The sequence below is a fragment of the Streptomyces coelicoflavus genome (assembly GCF_003112555.1).
Lineage (GTDB): Bacteria > Actinomycetota > Actinomycetes > Streptomycetales > Streptomycetaceae > Streptomyces > Streptomyces coelicoflavus.
This window is the reverse complement of record NZ_BEWB01000004.1, coordinates 68,250-92,242: the sequence shown is the minus strand read 5'-3', so window position 1 is coordinate 92,242 and position 23,993 is coordinate 68,250. Positions and strand designations below refer to the sequence as shown.

At 73.2% G+C, this 23,993-nt stretch carries 20 protein-coding genes and 1 riboswitch; of the genes, 9 read left to right on the top strand and 11 right to left on the bottom strand.

Translation table 11 applies throughout. From position 1 onward, the window contains the following. Positions 1–161 precede the first annotated feature (161 nt). On the top strand, positions 162–1,220 hold the full coding sequence (gene sepH, locus Sco07f_RS08980) for a septation protein SepH (protein WP_007445126.1): 1,059 nt from the start codon (positions 162–164) through the stop codon (positions 1,218–1,220). Between the two features lie 107 nt (positions 1,221–1,327). On the opposite strand, the gene Sco07f_RS08975 is transcribed toward sepH, so the two are convergent. Further along, positions 1,328–2,179 (bottom strand): sulfurtransferase, encoded by an 852-nt coding sequence (locus Sco07f_RS08975; protein WP_108987484.1) that lies wholly within the window; start codon positions 2,177–2,179, stop codon positions 1,328–1,330. Between the two features lie 251 nt (positions 2,180–2,430). Between Sco07f_RS08975 and Sco07f_RS08970 the strand changes: the two genes are divergently transcribed. Together Sco07f_RS08970 and Sco07f_RS08965 are read left to right on the top strand one after the other, a co-directional pair. Continuing rightward, positions 2,431–3,234: a VOC family protein gene (locus Sco07f_RS08970; protein WP_108987483.1), complete on the top strand. Its 804-nt coding sequence runs from the start codon at positions 2,431–2,433 to the stop codon at positions 3,232–3,234. Between the two features lie 60 nt (positions 3,235–3,294). Beyond that, a complete protein-coding gene (locus Sco07f_RS08965; RefSeq protein WP_054099842.1) occupies positions 3,295–4,170 on the top strand; it encodes a PhzF family phenazine biosynthesis protein in 876 nt (291 codons plus the stop codon). 51 nt (positions 4,171–4,221) lie between these two features. Here the strand turns inward: Sco07f_RS08965 and Sco07f_RS08960 are convergent, their stop codons facing one another. The 4 genes from Sco07f_RS08960 to Sco07f_RS08945 all read right to left on the bottom strand — a co-directional run bounded on the left by Sco07f_RS08960 (position 4,222) and on the right by Sco07f_RS08945 (position 9,732). Further along, on the bottom strand, positions 4,222–4,872 hold the full coding sequence (locus tag Sco07f_RS08960) for a thymidine kinase (protein ID WP_007445131.1): 651 nt from the start codon (positions 4,870–4,872) through the stop codon (positions 4,222–4,224). Between the two features lie 41 nt (positions 4,873–4,913). Continuing rightward, positions 4,914–6,107, bottom strand: coding sequence for an alkaline phosphatase family protein (locus tag Sco07f_RS08955; RefSeq protein ID WP_108987482.1), 1,194 nt, complete (start codon positions 6,105–6,107; stop codon positions 4,914–4,916). Further along, positions 6,107–6,703 carry a DUF5998 family protein gene (locus Sco07f_RS08950; RefSeq protein WP_042825364.1) on the bottom strand — a complete coding sequence of 199 codons (597 nt, stop codon included), beginning with the start codon at positions 6,701–6,703 and terminating at the stop codon, positions 6,107–6,109. The genes Sco07f_RS08955 and Sco07f_RS08950 overlap by 1 nt, the downstream gene beginning before the upstream one ends. 128 nt (positions 6,704–6,831) lie before the next feature. Then, positions 6,832–9,732, bottom strand: a complete 2,901-nt coding sequence (locus Sco07f_RS08945; RefSeq protein ID WP_108987481.1) for a bifunctional acetate--CoA ligase family protein/GNAT family N-acetyltransferase — start codon at positions 9,730–9,732, stop codon at positions 6,832–6,834. 201 nt (positions 9,733–9,933) lie between these two features. On the opposite strand from Sco07f_RS08945, the gene Sco07f_RS08935 reads away from it, so the two are divergent. Then, positions 9,934–10,215, top strand: a complete 282-nt coding sequence (locus tag Sco07f_RS08935; RefSeq protein WP_007445064.1) for an HPr family phosphocarrier protein — start codon at positions 9,934–9,936, stop codon at positions 10,213–10,215. Between the two features lie 221 nt (positions 10,216–10,436). On the opposite strand, the gene Sco07f_RS08930 is transcribed toward Sco07f_RS08935, so the two are convergent. The 4 genes from Sco07f_RS08930 to Sco07f_RS08915 all read right to left on the bottom strand — a co-directional run bounded on the left by Sco07f_RS08930 (position 10,437) and on the right by Sco07f_RS08915 (position 15,151). Continuing rightward, entirely contained in the window at positions 10,437–11,132 is a 696-nt protein-coding gene (locus Sco07f_RS08930; protein WP_108987480.1) for a GntR family transcriptional regulator, read from the bottom strand. 128 nt (positions 11,133–11,260) lie between these two features. Continuing rightward, a complete protein-coding gene (locus Sco07f_RS08925) occupies positions 11,261–12,025 on the bottom strand; it encodes a M23 family metallopeptidase (protein WP_108987479.1) in 765 nt (254 codons plus the stop codon). Positions 12,026–12,036: 11 nt separating this feature from the next. Further along, positions 12,037–12,201: riboswitch (cyclic di-AMP (ydaO/yuaA leader) on the bottom strand. Between the two features lie 191 nt (positions 12,202–12,392). After that, positions 12,393–13,781, bottom strand: coding sequence for a M16 family metallopeptidase (locus Sco07f_RS08920; RefSeq protein ID WP_087789312.1), 1,389 nt, complete (start codon positions 13,779–13,781; stop codon positions 12,393–12,395). Continuing rightward, a complete protein-coding gene (locus Sco07f_RS08915) occupies positions 13,778–15,151 on the bottom strand; it encodes a M16 family metallopeptidase (protein ID WP_108987478.1) in 1,374 nt (457 codons plus the stop codon). The genes Sco07f_RS08920 and Sco07f_RS08915 overlap by 4 nt, the downstream gene beginning before the upstream one ends. 336 nt (positions 15,152–15,487) lie before the next feature. On the opposite strand from Sco07f_RS08915, the gene Sco07f_RS08910 reads away from it, so the two are divergent. Continuing rightward, entirely contained in the window at positions 15,488–17,944 is a 2,457-nt protein-coding gene (locus tag Sco07f_RS08910; RefSeq protein WP_108987477.1) for a DNA gyrase/topoisomerase IV subunit A, read from the top strand. Here Sco07f_RS08910 and Sco07f_RS08905 read toward each other — a convergent pair. Continuing rightward, entirely contained in the window at positions 17,941–19,047 is a 1,107-nt protein-coding gene (locus tag Sco07f_RS08905; RefSeq protein ID WP_108987476.1) for a CobW family GTP-binding protein, read from the bottom strand. The genes Sco07f_RS08910 and Sco07f_RS08905 overlap by 4 nt on opposite strands. 318 nt (positions 19,048–19,365) lie before the next feature. On the opposite strand from Sco07f_RS08905, the gene Sco07f_RS08900 reads away from it, so the two are divergent. Both Sco07f_RS08900 and Sco07f_RS08895 read left to right on the top strand, forming a co-directional pair. Then, on the top strand, positions 19,366–19,896 hold the full coding sequence (locus Sco07f_RS08900; RefSeq protein WP_007387736.1) for a DUF6082 family protein: 531 nt from the start codon (positions 19,366–19,368) through the stop codon (positions 19,894–19,896). A gap of 153 nt (positions 19,897–20,049) precedes the next feature. Then, complete coding sequence (locus Sco07f_RS08895) at positions 20,050–20,286, top strand: hypothetical protein (RefSeq protein WP_007387735.1); 237 nt, start codon at positions 20,050–20,052, stop codon at positions 20,284–20,286. Between the two features lie 137 nt (positions 20,287–20,423). On the opposite strand, the gene Sco07f_RS08890 is transcribed toward Sco07f_RS08895, so the two are convergent. Continuing rightward, positions 20,424–21,599 (bottom strand): citrate synthase/methylcitrate synthase, encoded by a 1,176-nt coding sequence (locus Sco07f_RS08890; RefSeq protein ID WP_108987475.1) that lies wholly within the window; start codon positions 21,597–21,599, stop codon positions 20,424–20,426. A gap of 124 nt (positions 21,600–21,723) precedes the next feature. On the opposite strand from Sco07f_RS08890, the gene Sco07f_RS08885 reads away from it, so the two are divergent. Beyond that, positions 21,724–22,989: a citrate synthase gene (locus Sco07f_RS08885; protein WP_108987474.1), complete on the top strand. Its 1,266-nt coding sequence runs from the start codon at positions 21,724–21,726 to the stop codon at positions 22,987–22,989. A 54-nt stretch (positions 22,990–23,043) separates the two neighbouring features. Further along, entirely contained in the window at positions 23,044–23,991 is a 948-nt protein-coding gene (locus Sco07f_RS08880; RefSeq protein ID WP_087789317.1) for a ferredoxin family protein, read from the top strand. Positions 23,992–23,993 lie beyond the last annotated feature (2 nt).

Genomic DNA, 23,993 nt, shown 5'->3' with positions numbered 1-23,993 from the left:
TTGCGAACAAGTAACCGTGCCATAACGGCGATCCAGGGCCCGTGCCCGACACGCCGGGCAACTCGGCAAGGTTGTGGCAGGCTGCACCCGGGCAGGTCACACTCGACAGAGCGGAAGCAGCGACGCACGTGACGTCGGCAGGCACCACCCGGGAGGTCCCCATGCCCGAACTGCGTGTCGTGGCCGTCTCGAATGACGGCACACGGCTGGTGCTGAAGGCTGCGGACAGCACGGAGTACACGCTTCCGATCGATGAGCGGCTCCGGGCCGCCGTGCGCGGCGACCGTCCCCGCCTCGGCCAGATCGAGATCGAGGTGGAGAGCCATCTCCGCCCCCGCGACATCCAGGCACGTATACGAGCCGGCGCGACCGCCGAAGAGGTCGCGCAGATGGCCGGCATCCCCGTCGACCGCGTACGGCGCTTCGAGGGCCCCGTGCTCGCCGAGCGCGCCTTCATGGCCGAGCGGGCCCGCAAGACCCCCGTCCGCCGCCCCGGCGAGAACTCCGGACCGCCCCTCGGTGAGGCCGTCCAGGAGCGGCTGCTGCTGCGCGGCGCGGACAAGGACACCGTCCAGTGGGACTCCTGGCGCCGGGACGACGGCACCTGGGAAGTCCTGCTGGTCTACCTGGTCGCGGGCGAACCCCACTCGGCGAGCTGGACGTACGACCCGCCCCGGCGGCTCGTCCAGGCCGTCGACGCGGAGGCGCGCGCGCTGATCGGGGAGTCCGACGACCTCGCCGCGCCCGAGCCCAGCTTCCCGTTCGTACCGCGCATCGCCCGGCTGCCGCGCGACCGGCCGCTGGACCGCACCCTCGACCGGGAGCAGCGGGAGCGGCCGAGCCTGCCACCGCCGCCGTCCGAGCCGGCCGAGGACACCGCGGCCACCGCCTCGGCCGAACGCGAACGCGACTCGCTCACCAGCCTGCTGGAGGCCGTACCGAGCTTCCGGGGCGACCTGGTGGTGCCCGAGCGTGCTCCGGAACCGGTGGAGGAGCCCGTCGAGGAACCCGAGGTGGAGGAGCCGCCCGCGCCCGCGGCGTCGGCCGGTTCCGCCTACGCGGACGTGCTCATGCCGCGCTCGGTGGCCAGCCACCGCGACCGCCTCACCGGTTCCACCGACCGCCAGGCCGAGGCAGACGGTGTCCGGCCGGGCCGCCGTGCGGCGGTGCCGAGCTGGGACGAGATCGTGTTCGGAACACGGCGCAAGAAGCAGGAGTAGCCCGCCTCCTGCCCGGAGCAGACGAAAGGGGGCGGGGCCGCACCGCGTGGGTGCGGCCCCGCCCCCTTTCACCGTCTCACCGCGGGCAGTCGCACCCGCGCACGGCCCTACTGCGGGTCCGGCCCCACCGCGACCGGGCGGTCCGGGTCCGACGACCACTCGGACCACGACCCCACGTACAGCGCCGCCGGGATGCCCGCCACCGCCAGCGCGAGCACCTCGTGGGCGCCCGACACACCCGAGCCGCAGTACACGCCGACCGCGCCGTCCTCCGTGGCCCCCAGGCTCTTGAAGCGCGCCCGGAGTTCCCCGGCCGGCAGGAAGCGCCCGTCGGCGGCCACGTTGGCGGTCGTGGGCGCGGACACGGCGCCGGGGATGTGCCCGCCGACCCGGTCGATCGGCTCGACCTCGCCCCGGTAGCGCTCCCCCGCGCGGGCGTCGAACAGCACCCCGGACCGCGCCAGCGCGGCGGCTCCGTCCGCGTCCAGGAGCCCCGCCGCGCCCGGCGCCGGCGCGAAGTCGCCCTCCGCGGGCGTCGGGACGTCCGTCGACAGCGGTCCCTCCCACGCCGTCAACCCGCCGTCGAGGACCCGCACGTTCGGATGACCCGCCCACCGCAGCAGCCACCAGGCTCGGGCCGCCGCCCACCCCTGTCCGCCGTCGTAGGCGACGACCGGCCGCCCCGACGACACGCCCGCCCGGCGCATCGCCGCGCCGAACTCCGCCACGTCGGGCAGCGGGTGACGGCCGTTCGCGCCGGGCGCGGAGGCGAGTTCCCCGTCCAGGTCGACGTAGACGGCACCCGGCAGGTGCCCGGCCCCGTACGCGGCCCGGCCGTCGAACGGCGGGGCCCCGGCCGCCTTCGCCGTGCTCAGCTGCCAGCGGACGTCGAGGAGGACGGGCGGGTGGGCGCCCGCCAGTTCGCCGGCCAGTTCGGATGCGGTGATGATGGCGTTCATGGCCCCATCCTGACGTACCGAGTGGCCGAGGCGTCGATGTCGGGCTACTCTGCCCGCCGGACAGTACCGATCACGAGGCGTACGGGTTCGGGCACATGCTGTACTGCCCGGGCAGGGCGGGCTGCCCCGAGAGCGCGAGCAGGCCCGAAGCGCCGCACCGGATCCGGTGCCGGCTTCGGCGCGAAGGCCGCGAAGGCCCGTCGGAGCGGAAGCGGACGCACGGCCCGCGGAGGGCCGAGAAGAGGGTGACGATGACCGACGCACGGGGATCGGACAGCCGGATCGGCGAGACGAACGCCCGGCGCGCGCCCGGCACGCCCTGCTGGGTGAGCCTGATGGTGCACGGACCGGCCGCCACCCACGACTTCTACGGAGCCCTGTTCGGCTGGGAGTTCCGGCCGGGGCCCCAGCAACTGGGCCCGTACGTGCGGGCCCTGCTCGACGGGCGGGAGGTGGCCGGTATCGGGCAGTTGCCGCCGGACCGGCAACTGCCCACCGCCTGGACGCCCTACTTCGCCTCCGACGACGTCAACCGGACGGCCGAAACGGTGCGCCTGTGCGGCGGCACGGTCGGCGTCGGTCCCCTGGACGCGGGCGAGGCGGGCCGCCTGGCCATCGGTTCCGACCCGTCGGGCGCCGTCTTCGGCATCTGGCAGGCGGCCGCGCACCTGGGCACGGCCGTCGCCGGGGTACCCGGCACACCGGTGTGGAACGAGCTGCTGACGTACGAGACGAGGGGCGTCGCCAAGTTCTACGAGACGGTCTTCGGCTTCGAACCGGCCCCGGACGCCGCCCCCGGCCGCGACCACGTCACCCTGCTCCTCGACGGCCACCCCGTCGCCGCCCTCCACGGCGTCGGCGACGCCCTGCCGCGCGACCGGGGCCCGCACTGGATGACGTACTTCGAGGTGGCCGACGCGGACGCGTCCGTGGAGCTGCTGGCCGGCCTGGGCGGGCACGTCCTCACGCCGGCCCGGGACACGGCCCACGGGCGGGTGGCGACGGTGGCCGATCCGGAGGGGGCGCGGTTCTCGCTGCTGCAGCGTCCGCGCTGACGCGGCGGGCGCCTCCGGCGACGCCGGAATACGCCTGCCCCACCCCGTGTTGCCGCGATCATGACGACGAATGCCGCGGAACCCGAGGTACTGCGCTACACCGCCTTCTCCAGCACCCCCGACGGCGGAAACCCCGCCGGTGTCGTGCTGGACGCCTCCGGCATGGACGACGCGGAGATGCTGGCCGTCGCCGCCGGGCTCGGGTACTCCGAGTCCGCGTTCCTGACCGCTCCCCCGGAGGGTCTGGGCGGCGGGGAGGGGCGGGCGTACAGCATCCGCTACTTCAGCCCCAAGGCCGAGGTGCCGTTCTGCGGGCACGCCACCGTCGCGGCGGCCGTCGCGCTCGCCGAGCGGACCGGTCCCGGGGAGCTGGTGTTCGCGACCCGCGCCGGTACCGTGCCGGTGACGGTGTCCGAGGAGGACGGGACGCTCAGGGCCACGCTCACCAGCGTCGAGCCGCACGTCGAGGAGGTCACCGACGCCGACCTCGGGGAGGCGCTCGCCGCGCTCGACTGGCCGGCCGCCGATCTCGACCCGGCCTTTCCGCCCCGGATCGCGTTCGCCGGCGCGCGTCACCTCGTACTCGCGGCGGCGACCCGCGCCCGCCTCGCGGAGCTGGCGTACGACTTCGCCCGCCTCGAAGCGCTGATGCACCGACTGGACCTCACCACGGTGCAGTTGGTGTGGCGGGAGTCGGACACCGTCTTCCACGTCCGTGACCCGTTCCCCGTCGGCGGCGTCGTCGAGGACCCGGCGACCGGCGCCGCGGCCGCCGCGTTCGGCGCGTACGCCCGTGACCTGGGCCTGGTCCCCGCGGACGCCGTCCTCACCCTGCATCAGGGCGAGGACCTGGGCCGGCCCGGCGAGCTGACGGTCACGCTGCGCGCGGACGACCCCCGGGTCCGGGTCGGCGGCTCGGGCACCCGCATCGGCTGAGCGCCTGCTCCTCCACGCCCTCACGCGTCCGAGCGTGCCCCTCCGGACGCGTCAGGCCGAGGAGACGGGCAGCACATCCGGCGACAGTGCCGCCGCCCGGGCCGTCGCGGCCGTCGTACGGCGTCGGTGGTGGCGGCGGCACAGCACCTCGTAGCCGATCTCGTCCGGGGACTGGGCGACGTCCCCGACGACCACCTGGGCGCCCTCGACGACCATGACGCCGCCGACGGTGCGGGCGTTGTGCGTGGCGCGGGCGCCGCACCAGCACAGGGCCTCGACCTGGAGGACCTCGACCCGGTCGGCCAGCTCCACCAGGCGCTGGGAGCCGGGGAAGAGCTTGGAGCGGAAGTCGGTGGTGATGCCGAAGGCGTACACGTCGACGTCGAGGTCGTCGACCACCCGCGCGAGCTGGTCGATCTGGTCCGGCGCGAGGAACTGCGCCTCGTCCGCGATCACATAGTCGACCCGGCCGCCCTGCGAGAGGTGGTCGACGACGTGGGCGTACAGGTCCTGGCCGTCCCCGACCTCCACCGCGTCGGTGACCAGGCCGAGGCGGGAGGAGAGCTTGCCCTCGCCCGCGCGGTCGTCACGGGTGAAGATCATGCCGGCCAGTCCGCGCGCCGAGCGGTTGTGCTCGATCTGGAGAGCCAGTGTCGACTTCCCGCAGTCCATCGTTCCGGAGAAGAACACCAGCTCGGGCATGAGGGGTTGGGCACCTTTCGGCAGGGACGGGGCGTGAGCGGTCAGGAGCGTACTTCGAGCAGCGGGACGAGCTGCTCGGCGGGGGTCATGGAGCCGTGGTTGCCGACCATCGCCGATTCCTTGGGCTCGCGCTCGGAGGCGATGAGCAGGACGTCGTCGCGGGCCGCGGCGACCACGTCGCCGATGCGGTCGTACACGCGGTCGTCGATGCGGGGGCCGAACCAGCCCGCCGCGATCGCCTCGTCCCGGGAGGCCACCCAGAACTGCTCGCCGAGCACCTCGCGCCAGCAGAACAGCACGTCGTTGTGCGCGCCGGGGACGGCGTAGACGTGGCGGGCGCGGCCCTCGCCGCCGAGGAGGGCGACGCCCGCCTTCAGCTCCCAGTCCTCGTCGAAGTCGATGCGGTGCTCCTCGTCGAAGGGCACGTCGACCATACCGTGGTCGGCGGTGACGTACAGGGCGCTGCGCGGCGGGAGCTGCTCGGCGAGGCGCTGGACGAGCCGGTCGACGTGGCCGAGCTGACCGCGCCAGGTGTCGGAGTCGACGCCGAAGCGGTGGCCGGCGCCGTCGACCTCGGCGTAGTACGTGTACACGAGGGCGCGGTCGGCGCGGGCCAGCTGCTCGGCGGCGCAGTCCATCCGGTCCTCGCCGGACAGGCGTCCGTGGAACTCGCCGCCGCTGAGCGCGACCTTGGTCAGCGGGGTGTTGGCGAAGGTGGGCGAGGAGACCTGCGCGGCGTGCACGCCCGCCTCGTGGGCGAGGCCGAAGACGGTGGGATACGGCTGCCAGGGGCCCGGCGCGGTCCACGGCTGCCAGCGCAGCTGGTTCATCAGCGCGCCGGTGTCGGGATTGCGCACGGTGTAGCCGGGCAGGCCGTGGGCGCCCGGCGGCAGTCCGGTGCCGACGGAGGCCAGGGAGGTCGCCGTGGTCGCCGGGTAGCCGGCCGTGATCGGGCGTCCGGTGCCGCCGCGCGAGCTGCCCAGGAGGGAACTCAGGAAGGGGGCGTCCTCGGGGTGCGCGCGCAGCTGCTCCCAGCCGAGGCCGTCGATGAGGAAGACGCAGTTGCGGTCGGCGGGGGTCAGTTCGGTGATCCCCGCGGTCATGCCGGGGACGCCGAGGCCGGCGGCCAGGGTGGGCAGCAGGTCGGCGAGGGAGCCCCGGCCGTACTCGGGTACGGGGGCGGAGTCGACGGGGAGCGGTTCCGGGTAGGTGTCCCAGGCGGTGTGCTGCGCCATCAGCGGGCGGAGTCCGCGGTCGCCTCGGAGAGGGCCTGGGCGAAGGCGAGCGCCTGGCGCACCGTCTCGGGGCCGTCGCCGGCCTCGCTGACGCGCAGGCTGAGGTCGTCGGCCGTGGAGCTGCCCGTGTAGCCGTGGTCCGCCTCGCAGTTGGGGTCACCGCAGGCGGCGGGCTCCAGGTCGAGGCGGGAGACGGCGCCCCAGCCGATGGTCAGCACGATCTCGCGGGGCAGCGTGCCCGGCTTGTACTGCTCGGGGTTGGCGACGACGCGGCTGACGACGATGGACGAGATCCGGCCGAGCTTGACGGACTCCGTGGACGTCGTGGCGTACGGCGTCGGGGAGGTGTCGTCGGCGGCCTGCTCGTCGGTGTGGCTGACGATGAAGCGGTTGCCGGTGAGGACGAGCACGGTCACGTGCCGGCGCACCTCGTTCTGGTCGAACGTCGTCTCCTGGTGGACCAGGTACGACCGCACGGGCTCGCCGCCCACGGCGGCCTCCACCGCCTCGGCCACGAGGGCCGGGTAGTAGCCGCTGCGCTCGATCGCCGCTCGCAGCCCCTGGGTCGTCGTACTGGTCTTGGCCATGCCGTCCATCCTACGGGGACCCACTGACTGCGAGGGACGCTCCTGCGGGTACCCGTCCGGGACGGTGCGCGGGACGCGTTCGGCCCTCGCCCGGCCGTGCCGGTGCCGTGCCCGAACCGTCCGCGGGCCGCGGCGGGTCAGTACGCCGGCAGGGTCCGCGGGCCCAGGTCGTCGCGGGCGGGCGGGGGTGCGAGGCGGACGGAGGCACCGAGGACGCTCAGGCCGTGCGGGGCGACCACGACCGGTTCCAGGGTGACCGCGACGACCTCCGGATGGTCGTCGACCAGCCGCGAGACCCGCAGCAGCAGCTCCTCCAGGGCGGCGGCGTCGACGGGGGCCGAGCCGCGCCAGCCGAAGAGGAGCGGCGCCGTACGAATCGAACGGATGAGCGAGGTCGCGTCGCGGTCGGTGACCGGGATCAGCCGGTGCGCCATGTCGCCGAGCAGCTGCGTGGCGGCGCCGGCGAGACCGAAGGAGAGCACCGCGCCCGCCGCCGGGTCGATGACCGCCCGTACGACCGTGTCGACGCCGCGCGGGGCCATGCCCTGCACCACCGGGCGCAGCTCCGCGGGCTTCCCGAACAGCTCGGTCAATTCGGCGTAGGCCCGCCGCAGTTGCTCCTCGTCCGCGAGGTCGAGCCGGACCCCGCCCAGGTCGGCGCGGTGACGCAGGTGGGGCGCGGTGGCCTTCAGGGCCACGGGGTAGCCGAGGGCCCGCGCGGCGGCCGCGGCGTCGTCGGGGGTGGGGGCGGGCAGGGCGCGGTGGACGTGGACGCCGTACCTGCCGAGCAGCTCGCAGGTCTCCTGGGTGCCGAGGGTGAGCCCCTGCCCGCGCGCGAGGTACCCCGCTATCTGCTCGGCGGCGCCCTTCTCGTCGATGTCCTCGTACTCGGGCACCTTGCCGGGGTCGGCGGCGTCGCGCCTCCACTGGGCGTAGGCGACGGCCTCGCCGAGGGCACGGACGGCACGCTCGGCGGCGGGGTAGGCGGGGATCAGGCGGGCCCCTTCCGGCGCCCGGACGGCGGGCGGCTGCTGGGCCGGGACGGCGGGCGCGGCCCCCTCGGCGGGGCGGGGACCGGCGTGGGAGACTCCGGGACCCGGACCGGCCTGGGAGACTCCGGAACCCGGCCCGGCCTGGGGGGCGCCGGTGCCCGGACCGGCCTGGGGGGCGGTGCTCGCCGCCGCCGACAGGGCTTGTGCCAGGCCGCCCAGCTCCACGTGGACCACGAGGACCGGTTTGGTGGGGACCGCGGCCGCCGCCGAGCGCAGGGCCTCCGCCAGCGCGGCGTCCCCGGCGGCCCCCTCCCCCACCGTCGGAATGGCGGTGACGACGACCGCGTCGCACGTGTCGTCGGCCAGGGCGCGGGACAGGGCCGCGTGGAAGTCGTCGGCCGAGGCGGCCGTCGTCAGGTCCAGCGGGGGCTGCGGGCGCAGGCCCTCGGACAGGCACGCGTCGTAGGTGAGCAGGCCCAGGGACTCCGAGTTGCCCAGGATGGCCACCCTCGGTCCGGCGGGCAGCGGCTGGCGGGCGAGCAGCAGTCCGGCGTCGACCAAGTCGGTGATCGTGTCGACCCGGATCACGCCGGCCTGCCGCAGCAGCGCGGAGACCGTCGCGTGCGGCAGCCGGGTCGCCCGTACGGCGTGCCCCTGGGGTGCCACGCCGCCGTGCCGGGCGCCCTGCACCACGACCAGGGGCTTGGCGGCCGCGGTCCGCCGGGCCAGCCGGGTGAACTTGCGCGGGTTGCCGATGGACTCCAGGTACATCAGCGCGACGTCGGTCTCCGGGTCGTCGTACCAGTACTGGAGGACGTCGTTGCCGGAGACGTCGGCGCGGTTGCCGGAGGAGACGAAGGTGGACACGCCGGTGACGCCGGTGACCCCGCCGCCGCGCCGGTGCAGCCGGGAGAGCAGGGCGATGCCGATGGCACCGGACTGGGCGAACAGGCCGATCCGGCCGGGGCGCGGCATCTCGGGGGCGAGGGAGGCGTTGAGCCGCACCTCCGGGGAGGTGTTGATGATCCCGAAGGCGTTGGGCCCGATGATCCGCATGCCGTACGAGCGGGCCTGCCGCACGAGGGCACGCTGGCGTTCGCGACCCTCGGGACCGCTGTCGGCGTACCCGGCGGAGACCACCACGAGTCCCTGGACGCCGTGCTCGCCGCACTCGGCGACGACGTCCGGGACGTGCGCGGCGGGCACGGTGACGACGGCCAGGTCGACGGGCCCGTCGATGTCGCGCACGGAGCGGCACGCGGGGACCCCGTCGAGTTCCTTCCGCTCCTCGGGGAAGGCGCTGTTCACGGCGTACAGGCGGCCCGTGTAGCCCGCGTCCCGGATGTTGCCGAGGATGCTGCGGCCCACACCGCCTGGTGTGCGGCCGGTGCCGACGACCGCGACCGAGCCGGGCTGGAGCAGCCGCTGGACGGAGCGGGCCTCCGCGCGGTGCTCGCGCGCGTACTGCACGGCGAGCGAGCGGTCGGTGGGCTCGAGACCGAACTCCAGGCGGACCACGCCGTCCTCGAAGCTCCGCTTCTGGGTGTACCCGGCGTCCATGAAGACCTTGATCATCTTGGTGTTGGCGGGCAGCACCTCGGCGGCGAAGCGGCGGATGCCCCGCTCTCGGGCGACGGCGGCGATGTGCTCGAGGAGCGCGGAGGCGACGCCGCGCCCCTGGTGGGCGTCCTGGACGAGGAAGGCGACCTCGGCCTCGTCGGCCGGGGAGGTGGCGGGTGTTCCGCCGGCGCCGATCCGGTCGTAGCGTACGGTGGCGATGAACTCGCCGCCGACGGTGGCCGCGAGTCCCACCCGGTCCACAAAGTCGTGGTGCGTGAAGCGGTGGACGTCCTTGGCGGACAGGCGAGGGTACGGCGCGAAGAAGCGGTAGTACTTCGACTCGTCGGAGACCTGCTCGTAGAAGCTGACCAGGCGCTCGGCGTCATCAACGGTGATGGGGCGGACGCGCGCGGTGCCGCCGTCGCGCAGCACCACGTCGGCTTCCCAGTGGGCGGGGTACTCGTGCCGGTCCGACGAGGTCTGCATGGGCCCCAGACTACGGCTCGCGTACGACAACGGCGCGGGGCAGTCTGTGGAGGACGGGAGCTCGGACCGAGGCCGCGGTCCGACTGCCACGCGGGACGGCGCGCACGGCCGTCCCGGCTCGCTTCACGATGTGGGAAACTGGTCTAGACAACCTGGTCTAGACAACCTCAACCCCTCTGAACACCTGAAGGGCAGCATCACATGGCTGAGCGCCGCGTCAACGTCGGCTGGGCCGAGGGTCTCCACGCCCGCCCCGCCTCCATCTTCGTCCGAGCCGCCACGGCCACAGGCGTCCCGGTGACGATCGCCAAGGCCGACGGGTCCCCCGTCAACGCGGCCTCCATGCTGGCCGTCCTCGGCCTCGGCGCCCAGGGCGGCGAGGAGATCGTCCTCGCCTCCGACGCCGAGGGCGCGGAGGCAGCCCTGGACCGGCTGGCGAAGCTGGTCGCCGAGGGGCTCGAGGAGCTTCCCGAGACGGTCTGATCCCGACGGACAGCACCACAGCACCACAGCACCACCGAAAGGCCCGCCGGTACCACCGGGCGGGCCTTTCTCCTTTTCCCTTCCGGAGGATCCCTTCAGGGCGTTCCTTTTCGGGCGACCCCTTCCGGGTGCTGCGTTTCAGACACTCTCTTCCGGACACCCTCTTCCGGGCGACAGAAATAGCGGTCCGGAATTCCCCGTCCTTTTGTACGGCACGCGTGTTACTTCGGCAGCCCCGCCGTGTTTACGGAATGTTGCGCATTCCTCACACGCTCCGTCCGCCCGCCGCCGGAGACGAATCGCAGCCGGTACGCCGACGCCGACCGTTCGGTGTGGAGGGTCATGAGCGCCCGCGCGCGGTCACTGTCGCCCCGGGCCACCGCGTCGACGATCGCGCCGTGCTCCGCCCAGTGCTCCACTGGCCCGGCCGGGGCCTCCTGGACGTACATCCAGGCGATCTTCTGGCGCAGCTGGGTCAGCAGCGCCGCCAGGGAGGGGCTGCCGGCCGCCCGGGCGAGGGTCTCGTGGAACCAGCCGTCCAGCGGGCGCAGGTCCTCGCCGGTCCCCTGCCCGGCCCGCTCCCGCCCCAGCCTGACCAGGCCGCGCAACACCCTGAGGTGGGCCTCGGTGCGCCGCCGGGCGGCCCGGGAGGCACCGAGCGGTTCCAGGAGTGCGCGGGTCTCCAGCAGGTCGGCGGCCTCCCGTTCGGTCGGTTCCGCGACGCACGCGCCCGCGTGCCGCCGGGTCACCACGAAACCCTCCGCCTCCAGCGTGCGCAGGGCCTCGCGGACGGGGACGCGCGAGACGCCGTAACGGCGGGCGAGGATTTCCTCGGTGAGCCGGCTCCCGCGACCGTGGACGCCGGCGACGATGTCGTCCCGGATCGCCGTGCACACAGAATGCGCCGGAATACGCATGACCGACCTCCGCCTTGATCCCTGAAACGTCGACGATGGACGCTTTTTCAGTGACTCTAGGCCAATCAAGCGAATAGGGAATGCGAAAAGCCCCGAATCAAGGAGTCGGGGCTTTTCTGGTGCGGCTGTCAGATGTTCACGCCGTGGGAGCGGAGGTAGGCGACGGGGTCCATGTCCGAGCCGTACTCGGGGCTCGTACGGGCCTCGAAGTGCAGGTGCGGTCCGGTGACGTTGCCGGTGGCACCCGAGACGCCGATCTGCTGGCCGGGATCGACCGACTGGCCGACCGAGACACCGATCGACGACAGGTGCCCGTACTGCGTGTACGTGCCGTCGTGCATCCGGATCACCACCTGGTTGCCGTACGCGCCGCCCCAGCCGGCCTCGACGACGGTGCCGACGCCGACGGAGTGCACGGACGTGCCGCTGGAGGCGTGGAAGTCGATGCCGGTGTGACTGCCGGAGGACCACAGGGAGCTGCCGGCCCGGTACGCGGTGGAGACGTAGGAGGCGGTGATCGGCGCGACGAAGGTGTTGAGGCGCTCGCGCTCCGCCTCCCGCGCGGCGCGCTCCTTGGCCTCGCGCGCCTCCTTGGCCGCCTCGGCCGCCCGCTCGCGGGCCGCTTCCCGGGCCGCCTCGCGGGCGGCGGCGTCCACGGCCGCCTGCTGCTGGGCGACGGCCTGGGCGTCGATCTCGTCGGCTATGGCGTCGCCGATGGTGACGACCGGGGTGATCCCGCTCTGCTCCACCTCGGCCTCGGCGGCGAGCGCCGGAGCCGCGAGGGTGCCGACGACGCCGGTGGTGGCGAGGGCCGCGACTCCCGCCGCGCGGGCGGTGGTGCGGTGCACCCGGCCGGTACGGCGGTGCTTCCCGGTGGCGCGCGTGAACGCCATGTAGGGCTTGTCCTTTCCTTCCCTCTCGCCTACCGGGTTAGCTGACGGGTTCGGAGGTGGAAGGTCTCCTACGGACCCCCTCGCGGTGCGCGCGGGCGTCCGATTCACCCCAGGGACTGCGATGGGTCCCCGGCTCCCCTGGCTCGCGCCGTACGGGGACTCGGCGATGACTGTCCGGTGCCGCGGATGCGGCGCACTGCCTGACGAACAGCCCGGAAGACGCTAAACGCGGCTGCGATCAATCCTCAAACGCAACAGGCTTTTTGTAGCGCACGCCACAGGGCAGACGGGCAACCACTGCCCCAATCCGGACATACGGCAGCCCTGGTGACACTCCGGTCACCAGGGCTGCCGCGCGCGCGTGCCGCTACTCGGCGGCCACCACGGTGACTTCACCGATGCCGAGGGCCTCGACGGGCGCCTTGATCTGCGCCGCGTCGCCGACGAGGACCGTCACGAGGCGGTCCACCGGGAAGGCGTTCACGACCGCGGCCGTGGCCTCCACGGTGCCCGTGGCGGCCAGTTGACGGTAGAGCGTCGCCTGGAAGTCGTCGGGCAGGTGCTGCTCGACCTGGTCGGCGAGCGTGTCCGCCACGGCCGCCGCCGTCTCGTACTTCAGCGGTGCCACGCCCACCAGGTTCTGCACGGCCACGTCGCGCTCGGCGTCGGTGAGCCCCTCGGCGGCGAGCTTGCGCAGCACCGTCCACAGGTCGTCGAGCGCGGGACCCGTGTTGGGCGTGTCGACGGAGCCGCTGATGGCGAGCATCGCGGCGCCCGTGCCGTCCGGCGCGGAGCGCAGGACCTGGCCGAACGCCCGGACGCCGTAGGTGTAGCCCTTCTCCTCGCGCAGGACGCGGTCCAGGCGCGAGGTGAGGGTGCCGCCGAGGCAGTAGGTGCCGAGCACCTGCGCGGGCCACACGCGGTCGTGCCGGTCGGCGCCGGTGCGGCCGATCAGCAGCTGCGTCTGGACGGCGCCGGGGCGGTCGACGATGACGACCCGGCCACGGTCGTCGGCGGTCACCGGGGGCACGGGGCGCGGCTCGGCCGTCGAACCGGTCCACGCGCCGAGGGTGTCGCCGAGCAGGGCGTCGAGGTCGACACCGGTGAGGTCGCCGACGACCACGGCGGTGGCCGTGGCGGGGCGTACGTGCCGTTCGTAGAAGGCCCGTACGGCCGCCGCGTCGACGGCCGCGACCGTCTCCTCGGTGCCCTGGCGCGGGCGGGACATGCGCGCGTCGGCCGGGAACAGCTCCTTGGAGAGCTCCTTGGCGGCGCGGCGGGCGGGGTTGGCCAGCTCGTGCGGGATCTCGTCGAGCCGGTTGCGCACCAGCCGTTCGACCTCGCCGTCGGCGAAGGCGGGCGCCCTGAGGGCGTCGGCGAGCAGGCCGAGGGCCTTGGCGAGGCGCGAGGCGGGCACCTCCAGGCTCAGCCGGACACCGGGGTGGTCGGCGTGCGCGTCCAGGGTGGCGCCGCAGCGCTCCAGCTCGGCGGCGAAGTCCTCGGCGGAGTGCTTGTCGGTGCCCTCGGAGAAGGCGCGCGCCATGATGGTGGCGACGCCGTCGAGACCGGCCGGTTCGGCGTCCAGGGGCGCGTCGAGGAGCACCTCGACGGCGACGACCTGCTGGCCGGGGCGGTGGCAGCGCAGCACGGTGAGGCCGTTGGCGAGGCTGCCGCGCTCGGGGGCCGGGAACGCCCAGGGCTTGGGCTCGCCGGCCTGCGGCTGCGCGTGGAAGTCCATGGTGGCGAGCTCGGTCACTTGGCCGCCTCCTCGTTCTCGTCGGTGGCGCCGGCGTCGGTCGTCCCGGCGTCGGTCTCGTCGGCGGGTGCGGTGGGCTCGTAGACGAGCACCGCGCGGTTGTCGGGGCGCAGGCGGGCCTTGGCGACCTCCTGGACCTCCTCCGCGGTCACCTCGAGCACCCGCCGCACGGCGGTGAGGGCGAGCTGCGGGTCGCCGAACAGGACGGCGTACCGGCACAGTTCGTCGGCGCGGCCGGCGACCGTGCCCAGGCGGTCCAGCCACTCGCGCTCCAGCTGGGCCTGGGCGCGCTCCATCTCCTCGGCCGTGGGGCCCTCGTCGGCGAAGCGGGCCAGCTCCTCGTCGACGGCGGTCTCGATGACCGGCACCTCGACGTCACCGGACGTCTTCACGTCCAGCCACCCCAGCGAGGGCGCCCCCGCGAGCCGCAGCAGGCCGAATCCGGCGGCGACGGCCGTGCGGTCGCGGCGCACCAGCCGGTTGTAGAGGCGGGACGACTCGCCGCCGCCCAGCACGGTCAGGGCCAGGTCGGCCGCGTCGCACGCGCGCGTGCCGTCCTCCGGCAGGCGGTACGCCGCCATCAGCGCACGCGCGGGGACCTCCTCCTCGACGACCTCGCGCAACTGCCCGCCCATGACGTCCGGCAGCGTGCCGTCCCGGGGCGGCTGCTTGCCGTCGTGCGAGGCGATGGAGCCGAAGTACTTCTCGACCCAGGCGAGCGTCTGCTCGGGGTCGATGTCGCCGACGACCGACAGCACCGCGTTGTTCGGCGCGTAGTAGGTGCGGAAGAACGCGCGCGCGTCCTCCAGGGTCGCCGCGTCCAGGTCGGCCATCGAGCCGATCGGGGTGTGGTGGTAGGGGTGGCCCTCCGGGTAGGCGAGGGCGGTCAGCTTCTCGAAGGCCGTGCCGTAGGGGACGTTGTCGTAGCGCTGGCGGCGTTCGTTCTTGACGACGTCCCGCTGGTTCTCCATGGACTCCTCGTCCAGGGCTGCCAACAAGGAACCCATGCGGTCGGCCTCCAGCCAGAGGGCGAGCTCCAGCTGGTGGGCGGGCATGGTCTCGAAGTAGTTGGTCCGCTCGAAGCTGGTGGTGCCGTTGAGCGAGCCGCCGGCGCCCTGCACCAGCTCGAAGTGGCCGTTGCCCTTGACCTGAGCGGAGCCCTGGAACATGAGGTGCTCGAAAAGGTGAGCCAGGCCGGTGCGTCCCTTGACCTCGTGGCGCGAGCCGACGTCGTACCAGAGGCACACCGCCGCGACCGGGGTCAGGTGGTCCTCGGAGAGCACCACGCGCAGGCCGTTGGCCAGGCGGTGCTCGGTCGCTGTCAGGCCGCCGGAGTCTGCCTGGGCTGTGGCCGTGTGACCCATGGGCATGTACGTCCCTTCGATCGCGAGATGTCTGGTGGGATCACTGGGTGAACCACCGGGTGGAATCAGTGGGCGGAACTGCGGAATTCCGCCGATCCTGCCACTGTATGCAAGCGTGCGGGCCACCGGCTCGGTTCCCGGACCTCGTACGCCGAGAGCGAGAACGCGGTTGACGGGCCGCCGGGGACGGCTGCGCGGACGGTGCCGCGGGACGAGGGCGTACCCTGCGGGCAGCGCCGGGCCGGCAGCCCGTGACGGGTCCTGGTCGGTCGCTGTCAGTGCCGCAGTCCACAATGGACGGCGTCAGATCACCGTTCACGCTTCAGCAAGGAGCCGGCAGCGATGGCCCGCCGTAGTACGAAGACCCCGCCGCCCGACGACACGTACGAGGAGAAGATCCTCGACATCGACGTCGTCGACGAGATGCAGGGCTCCTTCCTCGAGTACGCGTACTCGGTCATCTACTCCCGTGCGCTGCCGGACGCCCGCGACGGCCTCAAGCCGGTGCACCGGCGCATCGTCTACCAGATGAACGAGATGGGTCTGCGGCCCGAGCGCGGTTACGTGAAGTGCGCCCGCGTCGTCGGCGAGGTCATGGGCAAGCTGCACCCGCACGGCGACGCGTCGATCTACGACGCGCTGGTGCGCATGGCCCAGCCGTTCTCGATGCGCGTGCCCCTGGTGGACGGCCACGGCAACTTCGGCTCGCTGGGCAACGACGACCCGCCGGCCGCCATGCGGTACACCGAGTGCCGGATGGCCGAGGCCGCCGGCCTGATGACGGAGTCCATCGACGAGGACACCGTCGACTTCGCCCCCAACTACGACGGCCAGGAGCAGGAACCGGTGGCGCTGCCCGCCGCTTTCCCGAACCTGCTGGTCAACGGCGCCTCGGGCATCGCGGTCGGCATGGCCACCAACATGCCGCCGCACAACCTGCGCGAGGTGATCGCGGCGGCCCGGCACCTGATCCGGAACCCGAACGCCGACCTGGACGCGCTGATGAAGCACGTGCCGGGTCCCGACCTGCCGACCGGCGGACGCATCGTCGGCCTGCCCGGCATCCGGGACGCGTACGAGACGGGCCGCGGCACGTTCAAGATCCGCGCGACGGTGTCCGTGGAGACGGTGACGGCCCGCCGCAAGGGCCTCGTCGTCACCGAGCTGCCCTTCGCGGTCGGCCCCGAGAAGGTCATCTCGAAGATCAAGGACCTGGTCGGCTCGAAGAAGCTCCAGGGGATCGCGGACGTCAAGGACCTCACCGACCGCGCTCACGGGCTGCGCCTGGTCATCGAGATCAAGAACGGCTTCGTGCCGGAGGCGGTCCTGGAGCAGCTCTACAAGCTGACGGCCATGGAGGAGTCCTTCGGCATCAACAACGTCGCCCTGGTGGACGGCCAGCCGCTCACCCTGGGCCTCAAGGAACTGCTGGAGGTCTATCTCGACCACCGGTTCACCGTCGTCAGGCGCCGCAGCGAGTTCCGCCGCAGCAAGAAGCGCGACCGGCTGCACCTGGTGGAGGGCCTGCTCACCGCCCTGGTCGACATCGACGAGGTCATCCGTCTCATCCGCTCCAGCGAGAACTCCGCGCAGGCCAAGCAGCGGCTGATGGAGCGCTTCGCGCTGAGCGACGTCCAGACGCAGTACATCCTGGACACGCCGCTGCGCCGGCTCACCAAGTACGACCGCATCGAGCTGGAGTCCGAGAAGGACCGGCTGAACGCGGAGATCGAGGAGCTGACCCGGATCCTCGACTCGGACGCGGAGCTGCGCAAGCTGGTCTCGGCCGAACTGGCGGCGGTGGCGAAGAAGTTCGGCACCGACCGCCGCACGACGCTGCTGGAGTCGGGCGGCGCCCCGGTCGCCGCCGTGCCGCTCCAGGTGGCGGACGACCCGTGCCGGGTGCTGCTGTCGTCGACGGGGCTGCTGGCCCGCACGGCGAACGGTGAGCCCCTGGTCACGGAGGCGGGGGCCAAGCGGGTCAAGCACGACCTGATCGTCTCCGCGGTGCCGGCCACCGCACGCGGCGAGGTGGGCGTGGTGACGACCGCCGGCCGCCTGCTGCGGGTGAACGTGGTGGACCTCCCCCAGCTCCCGGAGGCCATGCCGACGCCGAACCTCGCGGGCGGCGCGCCGCTGGCGGAGTTCGTGTCCCTGGACGACGACGAGGACGTCGTCTGCCTCACCACGCTGGACGAGTCCTCGCCGGGGCTCGCGCTCGGCACGGAACAGGGCGTCGTCAAGCGGGTGGTGCCCGACTACCCGTCCCACAAGGACGAGCTGGAGGTCATCTCCCTCAGGGAGGGCGACCGCATCGTCGGCGGGGTCGAGTTGCGCACCGGTGACGAGGACCTGGTCTTCATCACGGACGACGCCCAGCTGCTGCGCTACCAGGCCTCGCAGGTCCGGCCGCAGGGCCGTCCGGCGGGCGGGGTGGCGGGCGTCAAGCTCGCCGACGGCGCCAAGGTCATCTCGTTCACGGCGGTGGATCCGGCGGCGGACGCGGTGGTCTTCACGGTGGCCGGATCGCGCGGCACGCTGGACGACTCCGTGCAGACCACGGCCAAGCTGACGCCGTTCGACCAGTATCCGCGCAAGGGCCGCGCCACGGGCGGTGTGCGCTGCCAGCGGTTCCTGAAGGGCGAGGACTGCCTGGCCTTCGCCTGGGCGGGTGCCGTCCCGGCCCTCGCCGCGCAGAAGAACGGCACACCGGCCCAGCTCCCGGAAATCGACCCGCGCCGTGACGGCTCGGGCGTGTCGCTGCCGAAGACGGTGTCGGTGGTGGCGGGCCCGGTCTAGGGCGCGCCGGAGGACGGTTCCTCGCCGTCGGGGTCCGGCACGTAGCGCAGGACGCCCCACATGCCGTGCTCGTCGGCGGGTGGGGCGTCGGTGTCCCGGCGGCACGCGTCGAGTTCCTCGCCGAGGACCGCCGCGTCGATGCCGGTGCCGATGAGGACGAGCTGGGTGCGGCGGACGGCGGCGCCGTCGGTGGCCGCGGCGGTGTCGGTGGCCGCGGCGGACGTCCAGGGCTCCGGGTAGAAGCGCAGGAAGCGCCCGACGGCGTGGACGGCGTACCGGTTCCGCGTGTCGTACGGGCCGAAGTCGACGTACCCCTTGATCCGGTAGAGGCCCTCGGGCCGGCTGTCCAGGAAGCGCATGAGCCGGCGCGGGTCGAGCGGACGGTCGGAGACGAACGACAGGGTGTCGTAGGCGGCGTGCAGGTGCCCGGAGTGCGCGCCGCCCGCGGAATGGTCGTGCAGGTCGTCGAAGGACAGCTGCCCCACCCGCTCCTCGCCGGGCCGGCAGTCGTAGAGGAACTCGGGGTCGATCCGGCCGTAGGTCGCGGGCACGACGGCGGCGCCGTCGGCGAGCGAGTCCACCAGTGCGAGCACGCGCTCGGTGTCGGGGGCCCGGTCGGTCTTGTTGACCACGACCAGGTCGGCGAGGGCCAGGTGCCGGTCGATCTCGGGGTGCTTGGCGCGGGTGTCGTCGAACTCGGCGGCGTCGACGACCTCGACGAGCCCGCCGTAGACGACTCGCGACTGCTCGCTGGCGAGCAGCATGCGCACCAGTTCCTGCGGTTCGGCGAGGCCGCTGGCCTCGATGACGATGACGTCGATCCCGGCCTCGGGCCGGGCCAGCCGCTCCAGATACCCGTCCAGTTCACTCGCGTCGACGGCACAGCACAGGCATCCGTTGCCCAGCGACACGGTGGAATCGCCGAGGGCGCCCGCGACGGCCATGGCGTCGATCTCGATCGAGCCGAAGTCGTTGACGACGGCGCCGATACGGCTGCCCCCGCTGCGATGGAGGAGATGGTTGAGGAGGGTGGTTTTTCCGGAGCCGAGGAATCCGGCGAGTACGACCACCGGGATCTGCTGCGGAGTCGGGCGCTGCCCCACCGTGCGACCTCTCTCTCACCCACGCGTACGCCGGCCCGCGGCAGGGCGTACGTCCACGTACGGAATTGCCTGCTCAGGATACGAGCCGGCGGAGTACCCGCGGAGTGAACGATTGTTAGCAGCACTTGGTGGGCAGACGTTTTGCATGGCGCCGGACCGTGCGACCCTCGCTTCCCTCCGTGCGCCTCCTCTCCGCCTCCCCGCCGATCAGCGCCGCTCGGCACCCTGGAGGCGGCAGCACCACGCATCGCTCGCCGGTCCCCGTCAGCCGACCCGCACTCGACGACCGGTGAGCGGTCGCCTGATTCGGGGGTTGACATGGTCACACGGAAAAGCATCACGGGGAGGTTCGGCTCCGTCGCGGCCGGAATGCTGGCGGCCGCGCGGCAGCGGCGACCGGACAGGGCCCGTCCGACCGAGCGGCGACTGCTGCTGGAGGAGTCGGCGATGCGGCGCGAGGCGCTGCGGCACCAGCAGCGCATGCACTGGGAGTTGCTGACCAGGGCGATCGACGACCCTTCCCTGGCCGAGGTCATCGACACGTACGACAAGAGCATTCCGGCCGCCCGGCGCCGTCAGTTCCTCTATGCCAACGCCTGGTACACCTACCTGTACCACTGCCACCGAGCAGGCCTGCTGGACCGGGAGGAGCTGTACCGGATCCTGCGCGAGTTCTTCCAGAGCCCCGTCTTCCGGGAGTACTGGGACGCGTCCGAGCACATGCGCGCCTCCCTCAACGAGGCGTCCGAGGAAGCCCGGCTGGGGCGCATGGTCGACGGCCTCGTCCAGGACCTCGACGAGGCCGATACCGACGAATGGTGGGTCGTGGGGACCCCGCCGACGGACTGACGGCGCGGGCCGCAGGCTGGGCCGAGCAGGTCAACGCGTCCGGATCCCGCGCGACACGACGGAGTGAGTTTCGGCCATCTCGTCACGTCTGCCTCATGAACCCCAGTACGGTGTGCTCGCCATCACTCTGGAGACTCATAAGGACCGGTACCTTTGAAGATCGTGCGCCGCATCGGTGTGCCTCCCAGCGCCCGGGGCAGTAACTCGGGATCCACCTGCCCCGACCTGTTCGAACTGAGCGACGGCAACTTCGCCGTCATCGGCACCGAGGCCACCGAGGCACTGGAGCGCGAGCTGCCCGCCGACGCCGCCCGGGCCGACTACGAGCGCATCGTGGTCATCAGCCGGGAGACCCTCATCCGGGCCAAGGCGGACATCCCCGACGCCTGACGTCACCGTGCCCTCGGCCGTACCCACCACCGGCCGCGCACGGACCCACCACCGGCGAGCAACCCGGCACCCCGTCCTTGCTCGACGCTCCCCCGACCAGGCCTGGCGCCCGAACGGCACCGGGCCTCTCGTGTTCCTCAGGCCACCGCCGGTACGCCGACCGGCGCTCCCGGCCCCACGTACCGGGCCGCCGGCCGGATGATCTTCGAGTCGGACGCCTGCTCCAGGATGTTCGCGCTCCAGCCCACCACCCGCGCGGCCGCGAACGTGGGGGTGAACATCTCGCGGGGCAGACCGCACAGTTCCATGACCACGCCCGCGTAGAACTCGACGTTGGTGTGCAGTTCGCGTCCCGGCTTCAGCTCGGCGAGGATCGCCTCGACCTGCCGCTCCACCTCGACGGCGAACTCCACCCGCGGACCGCCGAACCGCTGCGCCACCTCCCGCAGCATCCGCGAGCGCGGATCCTCCGTGCGGTAGACCGCGTGGCCGAAACCCATGATGCGGTCCCCGGCGAGCACCCGCTCGCGGATCCACCCGTCGATCCGGTCGGGCGTGCCGATCGCGTCCAGGGTGTCCAGCGCCCGGCTGGGCGCGCCGCCGTGCAGCGGGCCGGACAGGGCCGACACCGCACCGGCCAGGCAGGCCGCGACATCCGCGCCCGTCGACGCGATGACCCGCGCGGTGAACGTCGACGCGTTGAACCCGTGATCGATGGTGGAGATCAGGTACTGCTCGACCGCGCGCGTGCGCCCCTCGTCGGGCTCCTCACCGGTCACCATGTAGAGGTAGTTCGCGGCGTACGACAGGTCCTCGCGCGGCTCGACCGGCTCCAGGCCCTGCCCCAACCGGTACAGCGCGGTGAGCAGGGTCGGCACGGCCGCGGCGGCCACCAGGGTGTCCTCCCGTCGCTGGTCGGCCGACAGGTCGTACACGGGCCCGAAGCCCTGGGCCGCGCCCAGCAGGGACAGGCCCGTGCGCATCCCGGCGAGCGGACCGGAGCGTCCACCGGCCGCGGCGATGGCGGGCAGGGCGGCCCGCACCGCGTCGGGGAGTCGCCGCAGCGCCGCGGTCCCGGCGGCGAAGGCGGCACCGCGCCGGGCGTCCGGGAGTTCCCCGTGGACCAGGAGATGCCATACGTCCTCGAAGCAGCGGCTCTGTGCGAGCTCGACGGCGGAGTACTGGCGGTAGTGGTAGAAGCCCTCGATCCCTCGCACGTCGCCGACCTCGGTGTCGGCCACCACGACACCGGCGAGCCCGCGCGGCACCTCGACGGGCGGCGGTGCGGATGCCGCAGTTCTGTTGACGGACATGATTACCTCCTCGAACTTGACTTCACTGTCCATACTTGATGGATACTCTGTCAATATTGATTGAATCAACACGTGATTCCGTCACGGCTCAACAACCACCACCTCCGATCGCTACGGTGACCTCATGCATGATCAAGAGCCCGGCCACCCCGCCGCCGCCGAACGGCGTCTGACCACCCGGGAGGCGGCCGAACTGCTCGGGGTGAAGCCCGAGACCGTGTACGCGTACGTCAGCCGGGGCCAGCTCGGCAGCCGGCGCACACCCGGCGGCCGGGGCAGCACCTTCGACGCCGACGAGGTCCGGGCCCTCGCCCGGCGCAACCGGCGCGACGCCGGCACCTCCGCGGCGTCGGCGGCCGGCCAGGAGCTGACGGTGCGCACGCGTCTCACACTCATCGAGAGCGACCGGTACTACTACCGGGGCGTCGACGCGGTCGAACTGTCCGCCCGCCACACCTACGAGGAGGTGGCCGAGTGGCTCTGGACCGGGCAGTTGCGTCGCGGCGCCGCCTTCTCGGCCCCGGAGTCCTCCACGGCCGCCGCACGCCGGGCCGTCGACGCCCTGCCCGAGCACGCCGGCCCCGCCGACCGCCTCCGGGTGGCGGCGATCGCCGCGGCGGTCACGGACCCGCTCCGCTTCGACCTGGCCGAGGACGCGGTGCTGGGCACGGCGCGCACCCTCATCCCCACCCTCGTCGCGGCGCTGCCCCCCGTACTGCGCGACGGAGACGACCGGGCCCCGATCGCCCACCGCCTGTGGACCCGGCTCAGCGGGCTGGAGGCCGACGCACCGACGCTGCGCGCCCTCGACGCGGCGCTCTGCCTCCTCGCCGACCACGATCTGGCGGCCTCCACGCTCGCGGTGCGCGTCGCCGCGTCGGCGCGGGCCCACGCCTATGCCGCCGTGTCCGCCGGGCTCGGGGTGATCGAGGGACCGCTGCACGGCGCCGCCGGGGGCCTCGCCCACCGGATGCTGCTGGAGGTTCTCGACCTGGGCAGCGCGGCCCCGGTGGTCGCGGAGGAGCTGCGGGCAGGCCGGCGTGTCCCGGGGCTCGGCCACCGGCTCTATCCCGGTGAGGACCCACGCGCGCGTGCCCTGTTCGCGCTCCTGGAGGACATCCCCCGGGCGGCGCCCGCGCTCGCGGCGGCCAGGGACGTCCAGGCCACCGCCGCCCGCCACACCCCGTTGCACGCCAACGTCGACCTCGCGCTCGCCGTGCTCACCGCGTCGTCCGGCATGGCATCCACCGCGGCCGAGACGATCTTCGCCGTGGCCCGTACGGCGGGCTGGATCGCCCATGCCCTGGAGGAGTACGGGGAGCGCCCCCTGCGGATGCGGCCGAGCGGGCTGTACTCCGGTCCCAGGCCGCCACGCCCCCTACCGGAGTAGCGTCCAGGCGCGGTGGAAAGTCGCCGTGGCCCAAGTCAGGTTAGGCTCACCTCTGTGAGTACGTGCTCAACCGTCTCCTGGGACCTCGACGAGCCCCTTTCGGGCACCGCACCCGTCGCGAGGACCTGGTTGCTGCTCGAACAGCCCGGCCCGTGGGGCGCCAAGGCGCTCACCGCGAGCCACCTGGACCCCGCACTGGGGCGCGCCCTCGACGCGGCGGCGAAGGGGACGGGCGTACGCGTCGCGCTCATCCGCCGCCCCGGACGCCACGCGGACCGGGGCACGTCCGCCGAACGCAGGGTGTACGCGGCCCACACCGTACCGGGGAACGTCTGGCTGCACGGCGCCACGGTCGAGGACCCACGCCGACTGCTCGACCTCGATCTCGCGGCACTCGGCCGGGGCGACCGCCACGCCTTCGACTCCGTGCTGGGCGGCGGCCCCCACCGGGGCGATCCGCTCGCACTCGTCTGCACCAACGGCAAGCGCGACCGGTGCTGCGCGCTCCTCGGCAGGCCGCTCGCGGCCGAAGTCGCCGCCTCCGGAACCGACGGCGTCTGGGAGGTCACGCACCTGGGAGGCCACCGCTTCTCGCCGACCGTGCTCGTACTGCCGCACGGCTACGTCTACGGCCGGGTCCAGGCGCACGCCGTCAAGGAGATCCTGCACCGGGCGCGGGAGGACCGGATCGTCGTGGAGGGCTGTCGTGGGAACTCCGCCTGGGAGCGCCCCGGCCAGGCGGCCGAGCTGGCCCTGCGGTCGGCCGTCGCCGAGGACGCGGCCCAGGCACTGACGGTCGTACGGACGGACGGCGCCGCACCGCGCTGGGAGGTGACCCTGGCCCACTCGGACGGCCGGCGCTGGCGGGTCACCGTCGTGCAGGGGGCCTCGGCGCCACCGCGCCCGGAGAGCTGCGGAGCGGCGGTACTGGGCTCGCCCGCGCGGATGGAGGTCACGGCGGTGCGCGCGCTGCCGGCACCCGCGGCGGCGCTGGCGAGCTGACG